The following is an 18432-nucleotide window of genomic DNA, read 5'->3' on the forward strand; positions in this document are numbered from 1 at the left end:
TGGGGCGGCAGGTGTTGAAATTCTCTCATCCGGCCGCATATTCAGGATATCGAGCCAGCCGGCACGTATCGGTCAGGCTCTCCAACAAGCCAAACGACCATTATGCGATTCGACAAACTAACCACCAAGTTCCAGCAAGCCCTGGCCGACGCTCAAAGTCTGGCCGCCCGTAACGATCATCCCTATATCGAGCCCGTGCACGTGCTGTCGGCTTTGCTGTCCGATCCGGACAGTGGCGCAGGTAGCCTGCTGGCGCGCGCCGGCGTGGCGGTCAACCGCCTGCAGCCCGCGCTGGAAGCCGCCATGAAGTCCTTGCCGCAAGTGCAGGGCGACGACAACGTGCAGGTGGGCCGCGACTTGAACGCGGTGCTGACCCGCACCGACAAGGAAGCCGCGCGCCGGGGTGACACCTATATCGCCAGCGAATTGTTCCTGCTGGCGCTGGCCGACGACAAAGGCGAGGCCGGCCGCATCCTGCGTGAAGCGGGCTTGCAGAAGAAAGCCCTGGAAGCCGCCGTCGACGCCGTGCGCGGCGGCGAAAACGTCTCGGGCGCCGAAGGCGAGTCCAACCGTGAAGCCTTGTCCAAGTACACCCTGGACCTGACCGAGCGCGCCCGTCAGGGCAAGCTGGACCCGGTCATCGGCCGTGACGACGAAATCCGCCGCACCATCCAGATCCTGCAACGCCGCACCAAGAACAACCCGGTCCTGATCGGTGAGCCCGGCGTGGGCAAGACCGCCATCGTCGAAGGCCTGGCGCAGCGCATCGTCAACGACGAAGTGCCCGAGACCCTGCGCGGCAAGCGCGTGCTGTCCTTGGACCTGGCCGCGCTCTTGGCCGGCGCCAAGTTCCGTGGCGAATTCGAAGAACGCCTGAAGGCCGTGCTGAAAGAGCTGGGCCAGGACGACGGCAGCAACATCGTCTTCATCGACGAGCTGCACACCATGGTCGGCGCGGGCAAGGCCGAAGGCGCGCTGGACGCGGGCAATATGCTCAAGCCGGCGCTTGCGCGCGGCGAGCTGCACTGCATCGGCGCGACCACGCTGGACGAATACCGCAAGTACATCGAGAAAGACGCGGCCCTTGAACGGCGCTTCCAGAAGGTGCTGGTCGACGAACCCGATGTGGAATCCACCATCGCCATCCTGCGCGGCTTGCAGGAACGCTATGAAATCCACCACGGCGTTGAAATCACTGACCCGGCCATCGTCGCGGCGGCCGAGCTGTCGCACCGCTACATCACCGACCGCTTTCTGCCCGACAAGGCCATCGACCTGATCGACGAGGCCGGTGCGCGCATCCGCATGGAAATCGATTCCAAGCCGGAAGTGATGGACAAGCTGGACCGTCGCATCATCCAGTTGAAGATCGAGCGCGAAGCCGTCAAGAAGGAAACCGACGACGCTTCCAAGCGCCGCCTGGGCGTCATCGAAGACGAACTGGAAAAGCTGCAACGCGAATACAACGACTTCGAGGAAATCTGGAAGGCCGAGAAGGCCGCCGTGCAAGGCACCCAGGCCATCAAGGAAGAGATCGACAGCGTGCGCGCCGAAATGGCCGAACTGCAACGCAAGGGTCAATTCGACAAGCTGGCCGAACTGCAATACGGCAAGCTGCCTGACCTGGAATCACGCCTGAAGGCCGCCGAAGTGGGCGCCGCGCAGGCCGCCGAAAACGCCGAAGGCGACGGTAGCCGTCCGCGTCTGTTGCGCACCCGCGTGGGCGCGGAAGAGATCGCCGAAGTGGTGTCGCGCGCCACCGGTATTCCGGTGTCCAAGATGATGCAGGGCGAACGCGAGAAGCTGCTGCAGATGGAGGAATTCCTGCACAAGCGCGTGGTGGGCCAGGACGAGGCCGTGCGCCTGGTGTCCGACGCCATCCGGCGTTCGCGCGCGGGTCTGGCGGACCCGTCGCGGCCCTACGGTTCGTTCCTGTTCCTGGGCCCCACCGGCGTGGGCAAGACCGAGCTGACGCGCGCGCTGGCTGAGTTCATGTTCGACTCCGAAGACCACATGATCCGCATCGACATGAGCGAATTCATGGAGAAGCATTCCGTGGCGCGGCTGATTGGCGCGCCGCCGGGATACGTGGGCTACGAAGAGGGCGGCTACCTGACCGAAGCCGTGCGCCGCAAGCCGTACAGCGTGGTGCTGCTGGATGAAGTTGAAAAGGCGCATCCGGACGTGTTCAACGTGCTGCTGCAAGTGCTGGACGACGGTCGCCTGACCGATGGCCAGGGCCGCACGGTGGACTTCCGCAACACGGTGATCGTGATGACGTCCAACCTGGGCTCGCATCACATCCAGAGCCTGGCGGGTCAGCCTTACGACGTGGTCAAGGAAGTGGTGTGGGGTGAACTCAAGGAAACCCTGCGCCCCGAATTCCTGAACCGTATCGACGAAGTGGTGGTGTTCCACGGACTGGAAGCGCAGCACATCGAGTCCATCGCCCGCATCCAGTTGCGCCGCCTGGCCGCGCGGCTGGAAAAGCAGGAAATGCGGCTGGAAGTCACCGAGCCCGCGGTGGCCGAGCTGGCTCGCTCCGGCTTCGATCCGGTGTTTGGCGCACGCCCCTTGAAGCGCGCGATTCAGCAGCAGATCGAAAACCCGGTGGCGCGCATGATCCTGGAAGGCAAGTTCGGGCCACGCGACGTGGTGCCGGTGGATTGGCAAGACGGCGAATTCATCTTCACCCGAACCTTGCAGTAAGCAGTAAGCAAAAGCAGTAAGCAAAAAGCCTGGCATTGAAAGATGCCAGGCTTTTTTTTGTGCCGCGTCCGGCGCGGCTGGGTTTTACTGACGGAGGCTACTTCACTGCGCAACCGTCACGAACACCGGATTCGAGTAGAACCACAGGTCGTTGTAGTTGCGCGCGTTGATGGCGTTGAAGCGCGCAACGTTGTCGGCCAGGTCCACCTTGGCGTCGGGCAGCGGCTCGCCGGCGGCGGTTTCGCCGGCCACGTCCACGCCCAGGTTGGTACCGCGCAGGCGCAGATACTGGCTCTTGTCCGCCGTCACCGTGGTCTTGATGACGTTGTAGCCGTCGGCGTCCACCGTCCAGTCGGCGCGCGTGAAGCGGGCCAGCACGCGGGTGGACGGGTTGGTGTCGGCGTCGTAATCGGGCGTGCCGGCGGCGGCGCGCGCGCCCACGTCGCCCACGATCAGGTCCACGTGGTTGACGGTGGGTTTGACGTAGGTGGGGTTGCCGCTTTCGATGGGGTATTCATAGTTGTTGCTGTCCGGGCTGCGAAAGCGGATGGTGACTTCCACCTTTTCGCCCTTCGTGGCTTGCAGTTCGCCGCCCATGTGCACGGTGCCGGACGCACCTTGTGCCTGGAAATCCAGGGCGTCGATCAGGTCGCCGAACACGCCGAATACGCGGCCGCTCTTCAGGCCGGCCACCACCGCCGCCATGTTGTCGCCGTCTTTCCACACATGCGTCTTGGCGTATTCGCCGGGCGCATAGCCCGAGCTATACAGGCCCGAGGCCGTGCGGAAGTGGTAGTCGGAATCCGCCACCGTCCAGATGCGCCGGCCTTCACCCAGCAGCGCGTCCCAGGTGCCGCCCAGATGCGCCACCAGGTAGTCCACGCCGCCATAGGTGCGGTTGGGCAGGAAGGCGTTGGTGTAGGCCGAGGCATAACCGCCGCGATCCGGCTCCATCTGGTTGCCGACCATGCCTTCGATGGCGAAGAAGACGTTGGGCGCCAGGTCGTTCATCTCGCGCAATTGCGCCACGGTGTACTTGCCCGCGTAGCGCGAGGGGTGGTTCAACAGCATGTAGCTGTCGGGATGCTTGTCGCGCAGCCACTTCAACGCCGCCAAGGAATCGGCATGCGTGGTGTAGGCACGGGTTTCACCAGACAGGCGCGACACCAGCAAGGGGGCGAACAGGGCGGGGTCGCGGTTGGTGAACAGGTATTCGAATTCGGCCACGGCCGTGAGCGACTTGTCCGACAGCGGGTCATCGGTACCAATGCCGATGTTGACGTGGTCATGCGTGGGCATGTCCCATTCGAAGGACGAGAAAATAATCTTGCCGGCATAGCGGCCGGCAGCCTGCGCGGTCTTGATGAAGGGCACTTCATACAAGGCCATGCCAGTGGAAAACGGAATGGCGCCGCCGGCCAGCGCCGTGCCGGTATGGTCGCGCCCCGACAGCCGCAGATGGTTCGAGAGTGCGGCCCAGTCCAGCTTGTAGCGGTCAAAAGCCTGGTCCAGCGCGCTTTCCAGGCTGACTTGCGCGTCGTCCGATTGGTAGGTGTGCACGTGCAGGTCGCCTGTGGTCCAGGCGCCGGTTTCGACGGGCTTGGGGTCCACGGGCGGGGCGGGCTCGGTGACGACCGGGGGCGTGGGTTCGACGACGGCTTCATCGTCGTCATCGTTACCGCCGCAGGCGCTCAACAGGGTGACGCAAGCCAGGGACAAGGGCATGATGGCCCGGCGCAAGCGGGATACTTCGAACTGCATGGACACACTCCAACGTCGCGCGGCCCGCGAAGGCAGGCCGCAAAACGCGGAACTATGCCCGTGGCGGGTGACGCGGCCGTGACAGCAAGGCGTGGGCGTTCACGCAGCTACTACACGCAGCCACTACATGCCGCCACTACATGCCGCTACGACACCCATGCGCCACACGCATTGCTACGCGCAGCTGCTACACGCACTCGCTACGCATTCGGCGTGCGTGCCTCGGCCAGCGCTTGCTGGATGATGGCGTTGGCGGTCCAGCGCACCACGTCCGTGACGGCGGGCAGGTCCAGGTGCCAGATGTCTTTCAAGACCAGGAACACTTCGGTGCCGTAGACCAGCGACAGCGCTTGCGCCACGCGCTCTTGCTGCGCCGGGGTCAGCTCGCTTGCCAAGGGCGCGATGGCGCGCTTCAGGATGTCGACGCGGTGGCCGCGCACCAGCCTGGGGTCGGCGGCGGGCTTGCCTGCATTGGCTTCGGCGTGCTGCTGTAGCGACACCATGATGGCCGCGCGCAAGGGCGCCTCGTGCGAGGCCAGCCGGGGGTAGGCGAAGCGCAGCAGTTCGTCGACGCGGGTGGCGGCGTCGGGCGCGTCGGAATCCCAAGCCAGGATGGGCCCCAGGCTTTCGTCCACCACCGCCGCGATCAACGCGCTTTGGCTGGGAAAGTAGCGATACGCCGTGGCGCGTGACACCTGGGCGTGTTCGGCCAGTTCGGCGACCGATGGCGTGATGCCTTGCGCCATCAACTGCTGGGCGGCGTCCAGCAAGGTTTTGCGCATGCGCGCGCGCGGGCCGTGCGGCGGCTCGCCGCTTGCTGCCGCCTGCGGGCTGGCGGGCGCGATCAGGCGCGCCGCCGAGGGCGAGCGGGCAGGGGTCGAGGTTTGACGTGAGACTGGTGTCTCAGTATGATTCTTTCGTCTCATTTCTTGATTCTACTGGCCTGTTTGGACCTTCATCGGGACCTTACATTTAGGCCTCACATATCGAGGCGCGCACCGAGTGTAGCCGCCCACGGAGGAGCCATGACGCATTCAAATCAGCAGGTCTTTGTTGCCGCCACCTATGACACCAAGGGCCAGGAAGCCGAGTACGTGGTGAACCTGCTCAAGCGCGAAGGGCTGGACGTGGTGTCGGTGGACGTATCCACCACAGGCGCCGCCAGCACGGCGCAGATCCAGGCGCGCGACGTGGCGGCCAGCCACCCGGGCGGGGTGGACGCCGTATTCACCGGCGACCGGGGCACGGCCATCGCGGCCATGGCGCTGGCCTTTGAACGCTACGTGGCCAGCCACGCGGGCATCGGCGCCATGTTGGGCCTGGGCGGCTCGGGCGGTACCGCGCTGATCACGCCCGCCATGCGCGCGCTGCCGATCGGCACGCCCAAGGTGATGGTGTCCACGATGGCCTCGGGCAATGTCGCGCCCTATGTCGGCCCGTCGGATATCGCCATGATGTATTCCGTGACGGACGTGGCTGGCCTGAACCGCATATCACGCCGCGTGCTGGCCAACGCGGCGGGCGCCATCGCGGGGGCGCACCGCATGGCCGCCGCCAATGCCTCCGCCGGCGACGACGACAGCCGCCCCGCCGTGGGCATCACCATGTTCGGCGTCACGACAGATTGCGTGCAGCAGGTGACGCCGCTGCTGGACTCGCGCTACGACTGCCTGGTATTCCATGCCACGGGCACGGGCGGGCAGTCGATGGAAAAGCTCTTGGACAGCGGCCTGCTTGCCGGTGTGCTGGACCTGACCACCACCGAAGTCTGCGACTTCCTGTTTGGCGGCGTGCTGGCCTGCACCGAAGACCGCCTGGGCGCCGTGGCCCGCACCGGCGCGCCGTATGTCGGCTCGTGCGGCGCCTTGGACATGGTGAACTTCGGCGGCATGGACACCGTGCCCGAACGCTATCAGGGCCGCACGTTCTACCCGCATAACCCGCAGGTGACGCTGATGCGCACCACGGCCGAAGAGAACACGCGGCAGGGCGAATGGATTGCCGCGAAGCTGAACCAATGCAACGGGCCGGTGCGCTTTTTGATACCGGAAGGCGGCGTGTCGGCGCTGGATGCGCCGGGCCAGGCATTCTGGGACCCCGAGGCGGATGCCGCGCTGTTCGCCGCGCTGGAAAAGCACGTGGTGCAGACGCCAAACCGCCGCCTGGTGCGCGTGCCCTGCCATATCAACGACCCCTTGTTCGCCCAGACAGCGGTCGACCAATTTCTTGAAATCGCTACCCGCTAAGGATCGCCGCCATGCCGCGTTTTGACCGTAATGAACTGCTGGAAAAGTTTCGCGCCATGGTGCGCGCGCGCACGCCCATCGTGGGCGGCGGCGCGGGCACGGGCTTGTCGGCCAAGTGCGAGGAAGCGGGCGGTATCGACCTGATTGTCATCTATAACTCGGGCCGTTACCGCATGGCGGGCCGGGGTTCGCTGGCGGGCCTGCTGGCGTATGGCAACGCCAACGAGATCGTGGTCGACATGGGCCGCGAAGTGCTGCCCGTGGTGAAGCAGACGCCGGTGCTGGCGGGCGTGAACGGCACGGATCCGTTCTGCGATTTCGATGTATTCCTTGACGACCTGAAGCGGCAGGGCTTCTCGGGCGTGCAGAACTTTCCCACCGTGGGCCTTATCGACGGCACCTTCCGCGCCAATCTCGAAGAAACCGGTATGGGCTACGCGTTGGAGGTCGACATGATCCACCTGGCGCATCAGAAGGGCATGCTGACCACGCCCTACGTGTTCAACGAGAACGACGCGGTGGCCATGGCGCAGGCGGGCGCGGACATCATCGTGGCGCACATGGGCCTGACCACGGGCGGCTCCATCGGAGCGGAAACCGCGCAGACGCTGGACGGCTGCGTGGCGGCCATCGACCGCATCGCCGCCGCCGCGCTGGCGGTGCGGCCCGACATCATCGTGTTGTGTCATGGCGGCCCCATCGCCACGCCCCAAGACGCCGCCCACGTGCTGCGCGCCTGCAAGCATTGCCACGGCTTCTACGGCGCCAGTTCCATGGAACGCCTGCCCACCGAACAGGCGCTGACCGCCGCCACGCGCGAGTTCAAGAATCTGAGCTTTTGATTCAGGCTGTTGATGCATGCGGTGGATTCAGCCTATTGACTAAGACCCGGCTCCGGCTTCGGCCTGCCGGGAATTTCTCGCACCCGCTTGCAGCCGGCGGGCAGCGTCGCCGTGCGCAGGTAATCATGAATAGCGCGGATCAGCGCCTGGCTTGCCGGGCTTAGCGGATATTCCTTGTGCCGGATGATGCACACCGTACGCACGACCGTCGGGCGCGCCAGCAGCGCATAGGCCAGCCCGGGTTCCCGTACACGTTCGGCGGCCAACGCGGGCAGCAGGGCCACCCCTAACCCCGCCTTGACCAGCGCCGCCTGCGACGTAGTGCTGGACGCTTCATAGAACGGCGCGCCCGCCTCAATCGGCAGGTCGGCGCGGGCGCGCAGCAGCGCCATGATGCCGGTTTCGTCCACCACCCCCACCAGCTTGCGCCCCGCCAGGTCCGACCATCGCATGGTGCCGTCGCGGCCCGGCCGCAGGCTGTCGTCATCGGCGCGGTACAGCACGCCAAAGCGGTCTTCCAGCAAGGGGTCAAAGCGTAGCCCCGGCGCATCGGCCCAGCGGCTGGTCAGGCCGAAGTCCACCTCGCGGGCGGCTACCTTGCGCTGGATGCGGCCGGAATTATCGTCGCTAAGGTAAAGGCGCACGGCGGGGTATTGCGCGGCGAAGGCCGTGGCGGCGGGCGCGATGATCTGCGTGATGGCCGATGGCGCCGCCGCCACGCCCACGCGCCCGCGCTCAAGCGCGCCAAAGCGCACCACGTCTTCGATCACGCCATCAAAATCCGCCAGCAAGCGCATCACGCGCGGCAGGAATTCTTCGCCCGCCGCGGTCAGCAGCACGCGCCGGCTGGTGCGCGCAAAAAGCTGCGTGGCCAAGGCGTCTTCCAATTGCCGCACCAGGCTGGTCACGGATGATTGGGTCTGAAACAAGCGCTTGGCCGCGTGCGTAAAACTGGATTCCTGCGCCACCGCGACGAACGCGGTCAGATGCTTCAGGGTGACGTGCTTGGGTAGGCGATTCATTTCAAATCACGATAGATAGATCAATAAAAACAATTTTTCCAGATTGATCGCGCCGACGATACTAGGGGCTTCATCCAGGCGGGACAATCATGCGGCAGGAACAGTGGGATTTGATTATTGAAGGCGGCTGGGTCATCGATGGCCTGGGCGGCCCCAGGCGGCGCGCGGACGTAGGCGTGGCCGGAGAACGTATCGCGGCCATCGGCGACCTGTCGGGCGTAAGCGCCACGCACCGGGTGGCGGCGCACGGCAAGATCGTGGCGCCGGGCTTCATTGATTCACACGGCCACGATGACCTGATGTTCGTGGAAAAACCGGGCCTGGAATGGAAGACCAGCCAGGGCATCACGTCGGTGGTGGTGGGCAATTGCGGGGTCAGCGGCGCGCCCGCGCCCTTGCCCGGCAATACGGCGGCGGCGCTTGCGCTGCTGGGCGAAACGCCCTTGTTCGCCGACATGCACGCCTATTTCGACACCTTGCGCGCGCAGCAACCCATGATCAACGTGGCGGCGCTGGTCGGCCACGCCAACCTGCGCCTGGCCGCCATGCGCGACCCCACCACCGCGCCCAACCCGGCCGAGCAGGACGCCATGCAGCGCATGCTGGCCGATGCGCTGGCGGCGGGCGCGGTGGGATTCAGCACGGGGCTGGCCTACCAGCCGGGCGGCGTGGCCGAGCAAGCGGAACTGGACGGCCTGGCACGTGTGGCCGCGGCCCACGGCGCGCTGCACACCAGCCACATCCGCAACGAGGGCGACGAGGTCGAAGCCGCGGTGGACGAAGTGCTGTCCGTGGGCCGCAACACGGGTTGCGCCACGGTGCTGTCGCACCACAAATGCATGATGCCGCGCAACTGGGGCAAAAGCCGCGCCACGCTGGCCAACATCGACCGGGCGCGCGCCGAGGGTATCGACGTGGCGCTCGACATCTATCCGTACCCGGGCAGCTCAACGATCCTGATTCCCGAGCGCGCCGACAGCATCGGTGACATCCGCATCACGTGGTCGGTGCCGCATCCCGAATGCAGTGGCGAAACGCTGGCCGATATCGCGGCGCGCTGGGGTTGCGATAAGACCGAAGCCGCGCAACGCCTTTGCCCCGCCGGCGCTATCTATTTCGCGATGGACGAGGCCGAAGTGCAGCACATTTTCAAGCACGAATGCTGCATGGTCGGTTCTGACGGCCTGCCCAACGACGCGCATCCGCACCCCCGCCTATGGGGCAGCTTCACGCGGGTGCTGGGCCGCTATGTGCGCGAAGCCCAACTGCTGACGCTGGAAGCGGCCGTGGCCAAGATGACGGCCTTGCCCGCGCGCGTGTTCGGCCTGACCGAACGCGGGCAACTCAGCGTCGGCGCCTGGGCGGACATCGTGGTGTTCGACGCGGATACGGTGGCCGACTGTGCCACCTGGGACGCGCCCACGCTGCCGTCCATTGGCGTTGAACACGTGCTGGTCAATGGCCAGCCGGTGTTTCCCGCCACGCCGGGCATGACACGGCCCGGCAAGATATTGCGGCGCGAGGCCGCTCACAACAACAACCCCAAGGAGATCAACCCATCATGATGCGCAAGACATTGATTGCCGTGGCGCTGGCCGCCGTGTTGCCCACGGCCCACGCCGCGTTTCCGGACCATCCCATTACCTTGATCGTGCCGTTTCCCGCCGGCGGCCCCACCGACATCGTCGGGCGGGTGGCGGCGGCGAAGGCGGGCGAGATCCTGGGCCAGCAGATCGTGGTGGAAAACCGCACGGGCGCGTCCGGCACCATCGGCATGATGGCCACCGCGCGCGCCAAGCCGGACGGCTACACCCTGGGGCTGGCCACCGTCAGCACCCACGGCACCGCGCCGCACCTGTTTCCCAAGCTGGGGTATGACCCGGTCAAGGACTTCACGCCTATCAGCAACCTGGTCACCAGTCCCAACATTCTTAGCGTCAACCCGAAATACCCGGCGAAGACCCTGGCCGAATTCGTCGAACATGTGCGCGCCAATCCGAACAAGGACGGCTACGCCAATGCCGGCGCGGGCGGCGTGAATGACCTGGGCATGATCTGGTTCATGCAGTTGATTGGCGGCAAGATGAACAGCATTTCGTACCGGGGCTCGGCGCCTGCGCTGACCGACACGGTGGGCGGCGTGGTGCCGGTGATCTTCGACAATTTCCCGTCGTCGCTGCCCTACATCAAGAGCAAGCATCTGCACGCGCTGGCCATCACGGGCGCCCAGCGCAACCCGCGTCTGCCGGATGTGCCGACGTTTGCCGAGCAAGGCTACAAGGATTACGACGTTACCGCCTGGTACGGCGTGGTGGGCCCGGCGGGCATGCCGGCCGACGTGCGTGACAAGTTGGCGCAGGCCTTTGCACAAGCCATGCGGGACCCGGCCACCGCCGCCAAGATGGAAGAGACGGGCGCGTTTCCGCTGGGTAATAGTCCAGCTGAATTCGGCGAGCAGATACGCACCGAACGCGACCGCTGGAAGACGGTGATCGACCGCGCGCAGATCAAGCTGCAATAAGCAACGCGGGTCGGGGCACGTACCAAAGCGTGGCTAGTACACGTCGCGCCGGTAACGGCCGGCGTGTAGCAGCGCTTGTAGGGGCTCCGCACCCAGAATGTCTTCCAGCGCGGCGTCCACGCCAGCGGCCATGCCTTGCAGGCTGCCGCAGACATAGATCGCGGCGCCCGCCGACACCCATTGCCGCAAGCTGTCGGCTTCCTCGCGCAACACGTGCTGCACGTACCGGCGTTGGGGCTGGTCACGCGAATAGACCGCGTCCACCCGTTCCAGCGTGCCGTCTTCGCGCCAGGCGCTGATGTCGTCGCGGCAGAAGGCGTCGTGCGCGGCGTTGCGCTCGCCAAATATCAGCCAGTTGCGACGATGGCCCGCCGCGCAGCGCGCCTTGATCAGCGCGCGCAGCCCGGCCAGCCCGGTGCCGTTGCCCACCAGGATCATCGGGCGCGCATCGTCGGGCGCATGAAAGTTGCGATTGCTTCGCACGCGCAGGTCGATCTGTTCGCCGACCTGGGCCACGTGGGTCAACCACCCGCTACCCACGCCCAGCCCGCCATCCGCGCTGCGCATCTGGCGCACCAGCAGGTCGATGGCGCCGTCTTGCGGCAGCGACGCAATGGAATATTCGCGGTGCGTTTGCAGCGGCCCGCCGCGCTCCAGGCGCGGACCAATTTCCGCGATATCGCCGGCCTGCCAGTGCGCTGCCTGGCCGGTCGGCGGCGTCAACGTCAGCAAGTAGCAAGGTCCGCCCTGGCTGCCGGGATTCAGCAGTGTGCGCGCCGCCAGCCGCCAGGGTTCGTAGACCGGGGCTTGCCAGTCGGGCAGGTCGCTACGGCCGGCCAGCAGGCCCAGATGATGTTGCCAGTGGCGCAGCGCGGCAGGGTCGTCGTTGTCCACTTCCACCAGGTCGAACAGCGGCGTGGCGCCTTGCGCATGCAGCCAGTCATCAAGCTGATGCCCAAAGCCGCAGAAATGCGCGTATTCGCTGTCGCCCAGCGCCAGGACGGCGGTTTGCGCGCCGGCCAGCGCGCGCGTGGGCGGCGCCTGCATCTGGCTGGCGAACGCGGCAGCCGAGTCGGGCGGATCGCCTTCGCCATAGGTGCTGACCACGAACAGCATGCGGCGGTAGCCGGACAGGCGGGCCAGGTCCAACTGACCAAGCTCGGCCACGCGCACCGTCAAGCCGCCCGCGCGCAGGGATTCGGCGGTTTGCGCCGCCAAGGTTTCGGCATAGCCCGTCTGGCTTGCGTAAGCGACCAGCAGCGCATCGTCGGCGGTGGGAGCGTTCAGGGCTTGCAGCGCCAGGGCCTGCCGCGCCTTGTGTTGCTGTGCACGGCGCCATGCCCACAGGCACAGCAGCAGCCATAGCGTGATGACGCATGCGGCTGCGATCAGGCGGGTAGTGCTCATTGGATCAGCGCGCTTGGGCCAGAGCTTGGGGCGGGCTCGGGGGCAGGGTCTGGACCAACGCCTCGAATGCCGGAGTCGCAACGACGCGGTAGTCGTGGGCGTCGCGCAGGATGAACAAGGCCGCCAGGTTGTGGCGGCGGGCATAGGCCAGGCCGTCCGTTTCGCCCAGCGCCGTCAACACGGTGGCCAGCGCGTCGGCCTGCATGCATTCGGGGTGCAGCACCGATACCGACGCCACGTTATTGCGTACCGGCCGGCCGGTGCGCGGGTCGATGGTGTGGGCATAGCGCGCGTCGCCGCTGCCGGCGTGGCGTCGATAGTCACCCGACGTGGCGATGCTGTGGTCTTGCAGCGGCAAGGCCAGCGCGTGGTCGTCGCTGGCATCGGGCACTTCAATCGCCACGCGCCAGGGCTGGCCGTCGGGCCGCTTGCCGCGCGCACGTAGTTCGCCACCCACTTCCACCAGGTACTGCGTAATACCCAGCGCGTCCAACGCCAGCGCGGCGCGGTCGACGCCATAGCCCTTGGCAATGGACGACAGGTCCAGATACACGCCGCCCGGCTGATACGCCGCCTGCCGCGCGGTATCCAGCCGCACGCGCTGCCAGCCGCAGCGCGCGCGGGCGGTGTCGATGGCGGCGGGCGAGGGCGGTTCGAAGGCGCGCTGGTGCGGACCAAAGCCCCAGGCATTCACCAGCGGACCCACCGTGGGGTCGTAGGCGCCGCCGCTGTCCTCGGCCAACAGCATGGCATGGCGCAGCACATGGAAGAATCCATCCGGCAGTGCCAGCCAACCGGGCGCGGCCTGGTTGAAGCGCGTGATGTCGGACACCGATTCCCAGGTGCTCATCTGCGCCACCACCTCGTCCAACGCGGCCTGGATGGCGCGCCGCGCTGCGTCCTCGCGGCACCCGGCGGGCAAGGCCATGCGCGCTGACCAGGTGGTGCCCATGGTCACCCCCGCCAGCGCCGCCAGGGCGGGCAGGGGTGAGGGCATGGCGCCATAGGCCACGCGCACGACGGGGGCGGCCGTGCCGCCAGGCGCGTAGGACGGAACAACCGGCACGCGATCGTCCTGCTTAGGGTTGCAGCACTTCGACGGTGCCGGCGTAGGACAGGCGGCGCTTTTTCGCTTGCGGCACGCTGACCTTGGCGTCTTCCATGCCGGCTTCAATCCAGTACAAGCCGGGTTGCGGCCACTTGACCGAGAACTTGCCGTCCTTGTCGGTGGTGAGCTTGATCTCGCCGACCTTGTCGCGATAGCGGCTGCCGCCGGGCACGACGTTCACTTCCAGGTTGGCGGCGGGCTGGCCGTCCAAAAGCATCTGGAAGGTGGCCGCTTCGTCCGTGAACAAGTCGTTCGGGTGGGTGACAGGCGCCAGTTCCAGGCCGCGACCCACCGGCTTGACGGTGCTGGGCTTGCCCGCCGTGACGAAGGTTTCCACGCGGCCCAGGCTTTGCGATACCTCAAGCTCTTGCGCGTTGGCGGGCACGGCTTGCGCCATGCCTTCCACCTTGCCGAAGTAGCGCTTGTTCTTGCCGTCTTCCTTCCAGCGCGCGAACACGCCGTCGTTGACGACGGCCACGCGGTAGGTGCCGCTTTGCTTCAGTTGCAGGTCGAAGGTGCTGCGCAGCTTGCCGCGGTTGATGTTCTCGGCCTCGGCGGCGCTGCCGTCCGGCGCGATGACGGCCAGGCCGTCCAGGCGCAGCGGCGCGTGGTTGAAATAGAACTTGTCGTTGCCGACTGCGGCGTCAACGGTGATCCAGCTATCGGTGCCCGACAGCACGGTCGACGACGGCACCATCCACACATCATGCGCGTGGGCAGCGAAGGGCAGGCACAGCGCCAGGGCGGCGGCCAGTTTGGCGGCGGATTTCATGTTCGTGTTCCTTGAAGGCAAGGGGTGGGCATCAGGGTTTGAGGTTGAGCGCGATAGCGCCCAGTTCGTGTTCGCCTTGCGCAGTCAGTTGCTCCGCCTTTTGCGGCGGCCACTGGAAAGGAATGCGCAGCAATTCGCGGCCGCCAACTTCGCGCGCCGCTTCCACCACCACGGCGTATTGGCCGGGCTTGAGCGAGGCCAGCGGCTTCGAGGATGCGTCGAAGTTCAGTGCATGCTTGCCCACGGGCTTGGTCGCGCCGCTGACGCCATCCACCGGAAACTGCTGGTTGCGGCCGCTGCGGCGCCACCACTGGCGCATGTCCTTGAGCCACTCGGTGCCTTCGTTGTTCTTCTTGGCCACGTCGTACCAGACGGCCAGGTCGGCGGCCACGCTCTGGTCGGCGTTTTCGATCCAGATCGCCACATAAGGGCGGTGGTACTCCGCCACATCCAGGCGCGGCACTTCGATGGACAGGCCGATGTCGGCCGCATTGGCCGTTCGGGCGATGGCACCGGCCAGCAGGGCCGACAACAACAGTTTGCGCATGGAAATCTCCAGGGGCGGATCGAAGGAATCAGTGGATGAAGAGCAGCGCCAGGACGACGGGAATCACCACGCCCAACCCCACCATGGGCCAGGTCGCGCCACGGTTGCCGGCATGCATCTTCAACAGCACCAGCCCGGTCAGCGAAAAGACCAGACAGGCGACGGCGAAGATGTCCAGGAACCAACTCCAGGCAAGGCCGGTATTGCGGCCCTTGTGCAAATCGTTCAGGTAGGAAACCCAGCCGCGATCGGTGCGTTCGTATTCGACGTCGCCGCTGGCCAGGTCGATGGACAACCAGGCGTCGCCGCCCGCGCGGGGCAAAGACAGATAGACCTCGTCGGCCGACCATTCGGCGGCTTTGCCCGCCGCGCCGGCATCGAACGTGTCGTCCAGCCATTGCGCCACGGGGGGCGGCAAGGGCGCCTTCTTCTGCTTGGGCGGCGCCGTCAACTGTTTGAGCACGGCTTCGGGCAAATGCGCCTGGCGGGTGGTAACCACCGGCTTCGATTCAATGTGCGAGGCGTTGTTCAGCGTGAGACCGGTAATGGCAAACAGCAGCATGCCCAGCAGGCATAGCGCCGAACTGATCCAGTGCCATTGATGCAAGGTCTTGAGCCAGTAGGCCCGGCGCTTCGGAGTGGGTTGACTGTCCATGCGGGATTCGGTTTGAAGCGGCGGATTCTAACATTTAATGAGAATTACTCTTATAAAAGGCAGGGCTGCGCGAGCAAGGAAATTTCAATCGATTACGACGTGGCGGGGTCGCGAAACCCCTGGGGGATCAAGGGCCGAACAGCGGCGAAGAGCCTGAGTTTTTCAGCCAGATTTGAGGAAGCGCGGGTTATGCTGCTGCTGGTCTTTTGCTTGGCGCCCGGCCCGCCCGGACGCCCCGACGCTCATGTCCATTTACCAAACCTTGATTCCGCTGAACTTCCTGGCCGTGGGCCTGGGCGCCGTGCTGGGCGCGTGGACGCGCTGGCTGGTCAGCATGTGGTTGAACGTGGAGTCCTGGCCCTGGGGCACGTTCACCGTGAACCTGGCGGGTGGCTATCTGGTGGGTGTGGCGCTGGCGCTGGTGGCGGGCCACCCGGAATGGCCAACATGGATCCGGCTGGGGGTCATCACCGGCTTCATGGGCGCCTTGACCACGTTTTCCACGTTCTCGGCCGAAACCGTGTCCATGCTGGAGCGCGGCGCCTATGGCACCGCATTGGGCTATGCAGGTATCAGCCTGGTGGGGTCGCTGGCGTTGACGGCGGCGGGCATCGCCACCGTGCATCTATTGCGCTGAAAGAATAGCGGCGCGACTCAATCCGCGCGGGGATTCAACACGCGAGCTGCCTGCAGGCCGCTTTGCACCGCGCCTTCCAACACACCGGGGTAGCCCGTATCCGTCCAGTCGCCCGCCAACGCCAGGGTCGGCCACGGCGTGGTATTCAGCGGGCGGGTCAAGCCAGGCACCGCGGCGAAGGTGGCGCGCTTTTCAATCAGGAGTTCGGCGGCCGTCACTTCCGGCATGGCGGGCAGGCGCGCGGGGTGGCGCGCCGCCTGTTCAGCGACTTGATCAATCAAGGCTTCAATGACCTGGCGGCGATTGCGTTCCGCGATGCGGGTAGCGGCGCTGGCCACCACGGCCAGTTCGCCGGCCTTGGTGTCGCCCGCCAATTGCGCGCGGTCGAACACCCACTGCCCGACGTGCCCGCGCGCGGCTTCCTCGCGCAGCATCATCATGGGTTCCGGCAAGCGCCAGGGTTCGGCCAGGCGTACGTTCAGCGTGGCGATCGGCAGGTAGTCGAATGCCTTCAGCGCTTCCAGCAGGCCGATGGCACCGGCCTCGCGCAAGGGCGCGTCCAGCAGCCGGGCGGCATAGGTGGGTGGCACGGCCAGCACGGCGGCATCAAAGCGTTCCTGGTTGACGACAATGCCGTCAGCCGAGGGATGCAGTTGGCGCACCGTGTTGCCATAGCGCATGGTGACCTGGCGCGCCGCGGCGTCGGGCCAGAGTGCCGACAGGTCGGTGCAGGGCAGCAGCAGGTCGCTGTCTTCGCGGTCGCCGGCCAGGCTATCGCGCAGCACGCGCGCAAACAGCGCGGCGCTGGCGGTGGCGCAAGGCGTGTTCAGCGCGGCCAGGCACAGCGGTTCCCAGAGCAGGCGGATCAGCACATCGGATTGCGCGTGATAGTGCAGCAGTTGCAGCACGGTCCAGTCGCGCGGGGGCGACCACGACATGGCTTTCAGGCCACGCATCAGGCGCAGCGCGGCATAGCGGTCGGCCCAGGTCAGGCCGCGTGCGCGCAGGATGGCAACCGCCATGTGCAAGGGCGCGGGCAGCCGGGGCGCGGACAAACGGAAGCGGCCGTCCAGGCTGGCCAGCCGCAGCGGCCGGCGCATCAGCAGGGCGTCGGGGTTGCGGCCCACGCGGCGCATCAGCGCCAGCGTTTGGCGGTACGCGCCCGCCAGCAGGTGCTGGCCGTTGTCCAGCGGGGCGTCGAAAGACTCATGGAATACGCGGCGGGCGCGGCCGCCGGGCGTGTGGCCGGCTTCAAACACGGTGACCTTGGCGCCGGCTTCGCGCAGGGCGATGCTGGCCGCCAAGCCGGCCCAGCCCGCACCGATAACCGCCGCCTTCACCGCGCCAACCGGCGGACCAGTCCGCGTCCGCCGCCCACCCAGGTTTTCCAGGCCAGCCACAGCTTGCGCAGCGGCGTAAGCGAGATGCGTTGGTGCAGCACCTGCCAGTTGTCGCGTTCAATTTCATCAAGCAGCGCGTGGTAGATCGCGGCCATCATCAGGCCCGGGCGTTGCGAACGGCGGTCCGCTTCGGGCAGATTGCTCATGGCCTCGCGATAGAGTTCGCGGGCGCGGTCGGCCTGGAACTTCATCAAGGCGCTGAAACGGTCGGAGTATTCGCCATTCAGGATGTCCGACGCCTTGACCTCGAACTGCTGCATGTCGTTGACCGGAATATAGATACGGCCACGGCGCGCATCGTCGCCAACGTCGCGGATGATGTTGGTCATCTGAAACGCCAGGCCCAGCTTTTCGGCATAGACCAGCGTCTTGGGGTCGCTGTAGCCGAACACGCCGGCGGACAGCTCGCCGACCACGCCGGCCGCGTGCCAGCAGTACTTGCGCAGGCCGGGCCAGTCCAGGTAGCGCGTCTGGTCCAGGTCCATTTCCATGCCGTCCACCACGGCCAGCAGGCGCTCGCGGGTGATCGAACAGCTTTCCAGGTGCGGTTGCAGCGCGCGCGTGACGGGGTGGTCGGGCTTGCCGTCGAACATCTGGTCGACCTGCGTGCGCCACCAGGCCAGCTTGATGCGGGCCAGCGACGGGTCGGTGCATTCGTCGACCACGTCGTCCACTTCGCGGCAATAGGCGTAAAGCGCCGTGATCGCGCGGCGGCGTTCGGGCGGCAGGAACAGGAATGAGTAGTAGAAGCTGGAACCGCTTTTGGCGGCTTTCTCCTGGCAATATTCGTCAGGGGTCATAGATA

The 18432-nt window shown here is 66.2% G+C and carries 16 protein-coding genes; 6 read left to right on the top strand and 10 right to left on the bottom strand.

Annotated features, from left to right (window positions below):
• Nucleotides 1–102 precede the first annotated feature (102 nt).
• On the top strand, nt 103–2709 hold the full coding sequence (clpB, locus tag M2361_RS03240) for an ATP-dependent chaperone ClpB (protein WP_100856407.1): 2607 nt from the start codon (nt 103–105) through the stop codon (nt 2707–2709).
• 102 nt (nt 2710–2811) lie between these two features.
• Here clpB and M2361_RS03245 read toward each other — a convergent pair whose 3' ends face one another.
• Both M2361_RS03245 and M2361_RS03250 read right to left on the bottom strand, forming a co-directional pair.
• Nucleotides 2812–4470: an S-layer protein gene (locus M2361_RS03245; protein ID WP_259246205.1), complete on the bottom strand. Its 1659-nt coding sequence runs from the start codon at nt 4468–4470 to the stop codon at nt 2812–2814.
• Between the two features lie 200 nt (nt 4471–4670).
• Nucleotides 4671–5318, bottom strand: coding sequence for a TetR/AcrR family transcriptional regulator (locus M2361_RS03250; RefSeq protein ID WP_259249225.1), 648 nt, complete (start codon nt 5316–5318; stop codon nt 4671–4673).
• Nucleotides 5319–5495: 177 nt separating this feature from the next.
• Here M2361_RS03250 and M2361_RS03255 point away from each other — a divergent pair, with 177 nt between their 5' ends.
• Nucleotides 5496–6716 (top strand): Tm-1-like ATP-binding domain-containing protein, encoded by a 1221-nt coding sequence (locus M2361_RS03255; protein WP_259246206.1) that lies wholly within the window; start codon nt 5496–5498, stop codon nt 6714–6716.
• 11 nt (nt 6717–6727) lie between these two features.
• On the top strand, nt 6728–7558 hold the full coding sequence (locus M2361_RS03260) for a phosphoenolpyruvate hydrolase family protein (protein WP_259246207.1): 831 nt from the start codon (nt 6728–6730) through the stop codon (nt 7556–7558).
• A 32-nt stretch (nt 7559–7590) separates the two neighbouring features.
• On the opposite strand, the gene M2361_RS03265 is transcribed toward M2361_RS03260, so the two are convergent.
• Complete coding sequence (locus M2361_RS03265) at nt 7591–8580, bottom strand: LysR family transcriptional regulator (RefSeq protein ID WP_259246208.1); 990 nt, start codon at nt 8578–8580, stop codon at nt 7591–7593.
• Between the two features lie 89 nt (nt 8581–8669).
• On the opposite strand from M2361_RS03265, the gene M2361_RS03270 reads away from it, so the two are divergent.
• Together M2361_RS03270 and M2361_RS03275 are read left to right on the top strand one after the other, a co-directional pair.
• Nucleotides 8670–10145: a D-aminoacylase gene (locus tag M2361_RS03270; RefSeq protein WP_259246209.1), complete on the top strand. Its 1476-nt coding sequence runs from the start codon at nt 8670–8672 to the stop codon at nt 10143–10145.
• Nucleotides 10142–11101 (top strand): tripartite tricarboxylate transporter substrate binding protein BugE, encoded by a 960-nt coding sequence (locus M2361_RS03275; RefSeq protein WP_259246210.1) that lies wholly within the window; start codon nt 10142–10144, stop codon nt 11099–11101. Before M2361_RS03270 ends, M2361_RS03275 begins: the two co-directional genes overlap by 4 nt.
• Nucleotides 11102–11134: 33 nt before the next feature.
• Here the strand turns inward: M2361_RS03275 and M2361_RS03280 are convergent, their stop codons facing one another.
• The 5 genes from M2361_RS03280 to M2361_RS03300 all read right to left on the bottom strand — a co-directional run bounded on the left by M2361_RS03280 (nt 11135) and on the right by M2361_RS03300 (nt 15590).
• Nucleotides 11135–12508 (bottom strand): sulfite reductase subunit alpha, encoded by a 1374-nt coding sequence (locus M2361_RS03280; protein WP_259246211.1) that lies wholly within the window; start codon nt 12506–12508, stop codon nt 11135–11137.
• A 4-nt stretch (nt 12509–12512) separates the two neighbouring features.
• A complete protein-coding gene (locus M2361_RS03285) occupies nt 12513–13505 on the bottom strand; it encodes an FAD:protein FMN transferase (RefSeq protein ID WP_259249226.1) in 993 nt (330 codons plus the stop codon).
• A gap of 82 nt (nt 13506–13587) precedes the next feature.
• Nucleotides 13588–14388, bottom strand: a complete 801-nt coding sequence (locus M2361_RS03290) for a DUF4198 domain-containing protein (protein WP_259246212.1) — start codon at nt 14386–14388, stop codon at nt 13588–13590.
• Nucleotides 14389–14419: 31 nt separating this feature from the next.
• Nucleotides 14420–14935: a DUF2271 domain-containing protein gene (locus tag M2361_RS03295; RefSeq protein WP_259246213.1), complete on the bottom strand. Its 516-nt coding sequence runs from the start codon at nt 14933–14935 to the stop codon at nt 14420–14422.
• Between the two features lie 28 nt (nt 14936–14963).
• Nucleotides 14964–15590 (bottom strand): PepSY-associated TM helix domain-containing protein, encoded by a 627-nt coding sequence (locus M2361_RS03300; protein WP_259246214.1) that lies wholly within the window; start codon nt 15588–15590, stop codon nt 14964–14966.
• A 244-nt stretch (nt 15591–15834) separates the two neighbouring features.
• Here M2361_RS03300 and crcB point away from each other — a divergent pair, with 244 nt between their 5' ends.
• Nucleotides 15835–16227, top strand: a complete 393-nt coding sequence (gene crcB, locus M2361_RS03305) for a fluoride efflux transporter CrcB (RefSeq protein WP_259246215.1) — start codon at nt 15835–15837, stop codon at nt 16225–16227.
• A gap of 17 nt (nt 16228–16244) precedes the next feature.
• On the opposite strand, the gene hpnE is transcribed toward crcB, so the two are convergent.
• Nucleotides 16245–17567: a hydroxysqualene dehydroxylase HpnE gene (gene hpnE, locus M2361_RS03310; RefSeq protein WP_259246216.1), complete on the bottom strand. Its 1323-nt coding sequence runs from the start codon at nt 17565–17567 to the stop codon at nt 16245–16247.
• Entirely contained in the window at nt 17564–18427 is an 864-nt protein-coding gene (gene hpnD / locus M2361_RS03315; RefSeq protein ID WP_259246217.1) for a presqualene diphosphate synthase HpnD, read from the bottom strand. Before hpnD ends, hpnE begins: the two co-directional genes overlap by 4 nt.
• Nucleotides 18428–18432 lie beyond the last annotated feature (5 nt).

Origin of the sequence: Achromobacter sp. JUb104 (assembly GCF_024806975.1) — a bacterium.
GTDB classification, from domain to species: Bacteria; Pseudomonadota; Gammaproteobacteria; order Burkholderiales; family Burkholderiaceae_B; genus Achromobacter; species Achromobacter spanius.

Excerpts from the sequence above, each read along its gene's own strand:
- M2361_RS03270 (WP_259246209.1), top strand. The coding sequence starts at position 8,670 with ATGCGGCAGGAACAGTGGGATTTGATTATTGAAGGCGGCTGGGTCATC.
- M2361_RS03295 (WP_259246213.1), bottom strand. The coding sequence starts at position 14,935 with ATGCGCAAACTGTTGTTGTCGGCCCTGCTGGCCGGTGCCATCGCCCGA.
- hpnD (WP_259246217.1), bottom strand. The coding sequence starts at position 18,427 with ATGACCCCTGACGAATATTGCCAGGAGAAAGCCGCCAAAAGCGGTTCC.
- M2361_RS03255 (WP_259246206.1), top strand. The coding sequence starts at position 5,496 with ATGACGCATTCAAATCAGCAGGTCTTTGTTGCCGCCACCTATGACACC.
- crcB (WP_259246215.1), top strand. The coding sequence starts at position 15,835 with ATGTCCATTTACCAAACCTTGATTCCGCTGAACTTCCTGGCCGTGGGC.
- M2361_RS03275 (WP_259246210.1), top strand. The coding sequence starts at position 10,142 with ATGATGCGCAAGACATTGATTGCCGTGGCGCTGGCCGCCGTGTTGCCC.
- M2361_RS03290 (WP_259246212.1), bottom strand. The coding sequence starts at position 14,388 with ATGAAATCCGCCGCCAAACTGGCCGCCGCCCTGGCGCTGTGCCTGCCC.
- M2361_RS03260 (WP_259246207.1), top strand. The coding sequence starts at position 6,728 with ATGCCGCGTTTTGACCGTAATGAACTGCTGGAAAAGTTTCGCGCCATG.
- M2361_RS03285 (WP_259249226.1), bottom strand. The coding sequence starts at position 13,505 with ATGCCCTCACCCCTGCCCGCCCTGGCGGCGCTGGCGGGGGTGACCATG.
- M2361_RS03265 (WP_259246208.1), bottom strand. The coding sequence starts at position 8,580 with ATGAATCGCCTACCCAAGCACGTCACCCTGAAGCATCTGACCGCGTTC.
- M2361_RS03300 (WP_259246214.1), bottom strand. The coding sequence starts at position 15,590 with ATGGACAGTCAACCCACTCCGAAGCGCCGGGCCTACTGGCTCAAGACC.
- M2361_RS03280 (WP_259246211.1), bottom strand. The coding sequence starts at position 12,508 with ATGAGCACTACCCGCCTGATCGCAGCCGCATGCGTCATCACGCTATGG.
- M2361_RS03245 (WP_259246205.1), bottom strand. The coding sequence starts at position 4,470 with ATGCAGTTCGAAGTATCCCGCTTGCGCCGGGCCATCATGCCCTTGTCC.
- clpB (WP_100856407.1), top strand. The coding sequence starts at position 103 with ATGCGATTCGACAAACTAACCACCAAGTTCCAGCAAGCCCTGGCCGAC.